General features: G+C 36.9%; 4 protein-coding genes. 3 read left to right on the top strand and 1 reads right to left on the bottom strand.

What is annotated here, in order from left to right; genetic code table 11:
• Positions 1–403 precede the first annotated feature (403 nt).
• Positions 404–841 carry a response regulator gene (locus tag PLH43_RS12645; protein ID WP_324363674.1) on the bottom strand — a complete coding sequence of 146 codons (438 nt, stop codon included), beginning with the start codon at positions 839–841 and terminating at the stop codon, positions 404–406.
• A gap of 149 nt (positions 842–990) precedes the next feature.
• Between PLH43_RS12645 and PLH43_RS12640 the strand changes: the two genes are divergently transcribed.
• From PLH43_RS12640 to PLH43_RS12630, 3 genes are all read left to right on the top strand, one after another.
• Positions 991–1,326 carry a helix-turn-helix transcriptional regulator gene (locus PLH43_RS12640; protein WP_324363672.1) on the top strand — a complete coding sequence of 112 codons (336 nt, stop codon included), beginning with the start codon at positions 991–993 and terminating at the stop codon, positions 1,324–1,326.
• A 732-nt stretch (positions 1,327–2,058) separates the two neighbouring features.
• Positions 2,059–4,656, top strand: coding sequence for a TrlF family AAA-like ATPase (locus tag PLH43_RS12635; protein WP_324363670.1), 2,598 nt, complete (start codon positions 2,059–2,061; stop codon positions 4,654–4,656).
• Complete coding sequence (locus tag PLH43_RS12630) at positions 4,644–5,792, top strand: RNA-binding domain-containing protein (protein ID WP_324363668.1); 1,149 nt, start codon at positions 4,644–4,646, stop codon at positions 5,790–5,792. Before PLH43_RS12635 ends, PLH43_RS12630 begins: the two co-directional genes overlap by 13 nt.
• Positions 5,793–6,324: the final 532 nt, after the last annotated feature.

Below are 6,324 nucleotides of genomic sequence, written 5' to 3'. Positions count from 1 at the left end.
CTTTCATATTAATTGCTTTATTAACTTTTGTACAAATCGTATAATTTTTACTTGTAATAAACAATATTTCCATAAGAAATGCATAAAATTTTCAACAAAGTCAATTAGAAATCTAACGAGCAGGATGCGTATTATAATAATATTCCTGAAATTTCATATAATTCTATTTCCTATTAAATATTTATCATAATATTTCTAACTTTTTCAATAAAAAAATCAACATCAATATTGATGCTTTAATACTGCCTGATCCATCGGCTATTGGGATTTTCGATATTCATGGCATTCGCAAACCATCGGCGTCATTTTTTATGACCGTGATGGAATCAAACTGCCGTAAATCATGGAGACAATATTAAGGCACGAGGCTTTCGGGCTACATTCATTTGCCGGCGTCTCGGATTCATTTGCTGCCGTCACGGCCCGGATTTGATACAGCATGTGCCTCGCCTTTTTCAGACAGGACATATGTGAGTATCGCATTTATTATCCCCGGACTTACCGGTTTGCGTATGACTCGCAGCGGATGTACACACATTAACTCATATGTATTGTCCATTGAAGTCACGAAAACGATGTTGCATGCAGGTTTGCATCCGGCTTGTTCCAGATGCCTGATCCTTTTTGCAGTTTCAAGGCCGGTAAGTTCTTTCATGTAATAATCAAGAAAAAGCAGATCGAAACTGGCATCTTCCATACTGATCAGGTCGATGAGTTCTTCTCCGCTGCCGAATTTCCGAATGTTGAATGTGATATTGTTTTCCTCACCATACTGCAGGATGGCTGCTTCTATAACTTCGCAATTGATGGTAATATCATCGCAAATACCTATATTCATCATTCCTCTCACCAGGCATTGGATAGATTTATAACCATAAGGGTACTTATCCATTTTAACCTACATAAGCACTAATTACAAGTGTATATTTACCTTTATGATTGGTTAAGTTAATCGATCATAAATGATACAGTAAAACAGGGTGGTAATGGATGGGTATAGACTATAAAGCGCTTGGAGAAAGGATCGCAAAACGCCGCAAGGTGCTCAACCTGACACAGGAAGACGTGGCAGAAGCTACAGGCCTCAGCAATAACTTTATTTCGAATATAGAAAACAGCTACTCGATCCCCAGCATCGATTCATTGCTCAAGATCTGTGAAGCTATCGATACGACCCCGGATTACCTTCTGCTGGGCAGCGTTTCATACTCGGACGCGGAAGAAGAACTGCGGGGCAAAATCAACGAAAGGCTCAAGCTGTGCAACCAGAAGAAGCTCAGGCTGATTGAACGGTTTGTTACATGGGTTATAGATGAGGATGTGTAAGTTATTTACTTCATGAACTTTTATAAGATGTTACTGCTGGCACGTAGTGTCCAGCAGTAAAACTCAAGAATCGAAAGCGACGGATTTATAAGATCAATGATAAGGGAAGACTTCATCGGACAATTCTACTTGTAAATGTTCTTGGAAAAGTCGAGAAACAAGATGCTCTGCCAACCGTTCATAGTCTTTTCTATAGAACAGTTTATCAATGAACTTGCTAGTTGTCTTATATATTTATGTAAAATATTATGAATGACGTATTAAAATATCTTTTGGACGATGAGTCCTTTAGATCATCGACGCAGTGTGCTCTTGATAGCATGAAAAAGTCCTGAAAATGCATGCAACACTTTTTAGGCTTAATTATTTTTCAGCAATGACAGTATCATTGTTAGTAATCGTTATTGTTATATGGTAAAATTTATTTGGGTATTTAGTTTCAAGACCCTAAGTGAAGAATTTAGCGCTTTACCACAGAGCCAGAACCAGGGAATATTTGCTGTCTAATTGGAACTTGTATCTGTGAAAACTGGGTTGATGAAAGATAGAGGATTGAACAATAGCCTTTGAAAATGTGTCAAGTAATTCCAATAATACTGGGAGTATGGGAATTACATCAAAAAATAATGAGGAGTTAACAAAGACTAGTCAAATTGGCAGGAAGTTTTACAAGAGAATTCTATATTGTGTTTAGCTATATAGTAGAATATTAGTTGAGAGGAGGAATAGATAATGATTTTTGATTGCGGAACAATGTGGCTTAGAGCTGATTTCCATCTCCATACCAGAGCTGATAAGGGAAGATTCAGATATGAAGGCGAGGAAAATAGTTATATTACAGAATATATACACCAGATGATAAAAGAAAAAATAAATCTGGGAGTTATAACAAATCACAATAAGTTTGACAAGGATGAGTATAAAGCGTTGGCAAAAGCAGGTAAAAAATTTGGTATATATTTACTCCCTGGTGTTGAGCTATCAGTTGATGATGGAGCAAACGGCATTCATACATTGATAGTATTTGACCCGGAAGATTGGCTTAAAGATGGTGTGGATCACATAAATGCTTTTATTGCGTCGATGTTTGCTGGAAAAGCGAATTATGGAAGTCCAAGCATCAGGACAAAGTATAACCTGATTGATACAATCAAGCATTTGGATGAATTTGCAAAAGATTACTTTATAATAATGGCGCATGTTGAGCAGAACAATGGCTTCTTCAAAGAATTAGAGGGCGGACGAATAATAGAGCTTAGTAATCATGAGTTGTTCAGGACGAACGTGCTTGGTTTTCAAAAACTAAGAACCAGAGAGTTATATGACAATTTAAAAATGTGGTTTAAAGGAAGAATTCCAGCACTTGTTGAAGGCTCAGATCCAAGTTGCGTAGAGGAGATAGGAAAGGGAGAAAAAATATACATAAAAATCGGGGACTTCAATTTCAAAGCTGTTAAGTACGCATTATCAGATTACGAGGGAAGGATAAGCAAGACTTTGCCACCGTTGAATAAAGCATATATCCAGTCAGTATCTTTTGTAGGTGGTAAATTGGACGGTGAAAGCATTTGCTTTTCGCCCGAAATGAACAATCTGATTGGTATTCGTGGTAGTGGGAAGTCAACGATAATCGAAATTATTCGATATTGCCTTGATATTCCGCTAACCGAAACATCACAGGATATACAGTATAAAAATAGAATTATAGCTAATGGATTAGGCAGCGGTGGGAAAGTAGTCATCAATGCGGTTGACAAATATGGCAACAGCTATAGCATCGAGAGGGTATATGGGCATAGTGTCAAGATATACGATGAAGATCATAACTTAAAAAACATTTCTGTAGATTCAATCATTCAAAACCCCCTTTATTTTGGCCAAAAAGACTTGTCCAGTCCCCGTGAGGGATTTGAGACTGATCTTATGGATAAGCTTATGGGTAAAACGCGGACAGGTATCCTTCAAAAGATAGAGGGTAAAAAGACAGAGGTCATTTCAAACATTCAGCAATGGATGAATTTAAGAAATTCTGCCGAGCTGAAAAAAGAATTTGAAGCTCAGAAAGCCGATCTTCAGCATAAACTGAAAGTTTACAAGGAAAGGGGTGTTGAAGAAAAGCTTAAAAGACAGGTAGCATTTGAAAGAGATGACTTAAAATTAAGCGAAATACTTAAGAACCTGTCAGCATTCAAAGATGCGTGTTATAGATTCTATGAAGAGAATAAAGCAAAGCTAGATGAAATCGCAGCAAAGTACGAATCCGCTGAAAACCAGAATACATTTGACAGGATATTTAGATACCTTAATGAACTAATCAGCGAACTGGAATTATTACAGAAGACTGGCAGCAAAACGGAAGAATATATAAAGAAAATCAAGGCCGAGATTGCCGATTTCAAAAACAAGAAAAATAGTTTAGAAGAAGAGTTCGCCAAAATACAACGAGAAATCAATATCCCGAATCTTAATGCAGATGAATTTGTAAAAATAAATAGAAGCTTGAATATACTCGAGGTGAAGCTTGCGGAAGTAAATAAAAACCTAACTAAAAGAGAGGAATTATTTGAAACTATTAAGAGAAATCTTGCAGAGCTTAATGACCTATGGCTGGAAGAGTACAAACTCTATGAAGCAGAAATCAAGAAAATAAACGATGCGCAGAAATCCTTGAAGATAGAAATCAAATTTAAGGAAGAGAGAGGACGCTTTGGGGAGCACCTGAAAGAAGTATTCAGGGGTTCCGGGCTTAGAGAAAACCACTATACCTTTATAGTGGAGAATTTCATAGATTATATAGAGGTGTTTTTCGACATAATTAAGAGAGAAGGCAGTAAAATCAAGGGTTACATTACGGATACCACATATGCCAATTTTGTTACTAAATTTACGGAATACATTTGTGACTTGTTAACCTACAAAGTCCCGAATAAAATTGAAATATTATATCATGGCAAGCCGCTTATGAATCATTCACTAGGGCAACGCGCTTCCGCGCTTATACTTTTCATTTTGGCGCAAAAAGACAACGATTTGGTAATAATAGATCAGCCTGAAGATGATCTTGATAATCAGACTATTTATGAAGAAGTCATTAAAGTGATAAAAGAGGTAAAGCCTGAAGTACAATTTATTTTCGCCACACACAATGCAAACATTCCTGTTCTCGGTGATGCTGAAAAGGTAATTGCATGCGAATATGGAGAAAAAATCAGTGTCTTTGGCGGCAGTATTGATATGTGGGAGATACAGAGTAAAATAATAAGTATCATGGAAGGCGGGAAAGATGCTTTCAGGAGAAGGAGGGAGATATATAATCTATGGAAGTACTAGAACTTCTCGAAAGAATCGAATTGGGAGAGAACAGTACAACGCAGTTCAAAGAAAACGTTACTAATTCTGAACAATTGGCTCAAGAAATGGTGGCATTTTCCAATGCTTTGGGCGGCTTGATTATAATTGGAGTGAAAGATACAGGAGAAATTACTGGATTAAGTCCTGAAGACATAAGAAGATTGAACCAAATGATTTCCAATGTTGCTTCTGATCAGGTTAAACCTTCAATACATCCTCTGACCTATACAGTAAAGGTTAATGATAAAACTCTGCTTGTTATTGATATCAAGCAGGGCATTAATAAACCGTATTGTACAAGCAGCGGCGTATATATTACTAAGTCCGGTGCAGATAAAAGACGTATTTCACAGGAGGAGCTTCAAAGGTTATTCCAGGAATCTCAAAGATATCATGCCGATGAGTTTATAGTGCAGGATACTAAGATTATTAATGATCTAGACAAGAATTCATTTAGCGAATATTATAAAAAAGAATATGGGGAAGATGTAACAGATCTGGATATTGACATAAAACAGATATTGGAAAACCTGTATCTGGCAAAAGATAATAATCTTACTTTAGCCGGACTTTTGCTATTTGGGAAAAAACCGCAGACTAAAAAACCCATGTTTATAATAAAAGCAGTAAGTTTTGTTGGGAATGATCTTTCAGGAACTGCTTACAGGGACAGCGAAGATATCAAGGGAAACATACTTAAGCTTTATACTGACAGCATGAGTTTTATTACCAGAAATTTGCGTAAGGTCCAAAATGATAAGGACTTCAACACTGAAGGCGAATTGGAGATTCCCAAAATTGTTTTAGAGGAGCTTGTTGTTAACGCTATAATACACCGAGATTATTTTATCGAGGCACCAATCAATATTTTCATTTTTGATAACCGTATTGAAATAATAAGCCCCGGAAAACTTCCCAACAATTTAACTATCGAAAACATCAAGCATGGGATTTCTGTGATTAGGAACCCGATCATAACTTCATTTGCTGCGAAAATACTTCCGTACCGAGGTATAGGAAGTGGTATTGTCAGGGCTATCAAACACTATGACAAGATTGATTTTATTAATGATACGGAATCTGAAAGATTTAGTGCAATCATTCATCGAAGCTAATGATTTATATGAATCAGAATTATACCATATGGTAAAGTTTTTCTGGAGGGGCAACCCGGCTCATTAATAAGATCTGTAATCATTGCGCGATTTATGGAGCTCAGAATGGTAAGTGTATCATTGGTGATCATATAGTGAAGTTGGTCATACAGGGAGAATCATCCTGATTCTCCCTACTCTTAGAAAGGGCGTTGCGCTTCTGTAACGTTCGGAAACTGAGACTGTTTCAAGTTTTGTGTAAACTCAAAAATCTGAGATAAGATTTTGATATTTACTTAAGTACTTAAGGGCAGGTGCCGTATTTCACGGTTTCTGCCCTTATCTTCATTATACAGTGAAATAAGGGCATGTCAATAAAACATGCCCTTAAAGACTGGTTTTTAAAGGTTTCTGCCTGCCAAGCGTTCTTTAAAATAAATCTCTAACTGGGAGTGTATCTGCCCCCAGTCCTGACGGTGCCCTGTCCATGTTAATGTCAATCTGTCAACGACGGTATATAATTGACCCCGAAGTAACGGAAAGAAAATGACCC

It is taken from the genome of Acetivibrio sp., from assembly GCF_035371925.1.
In the GTDB taxonomy this organism is placed as follows: Bacteria; Bacillota; Clostridia; order Acetivibrionales; family Acetivibrionaceae; genus Hungateiclostridium.
This window is presented reverse-complemented; position numbering and strand designations above follow the sequence as displayed.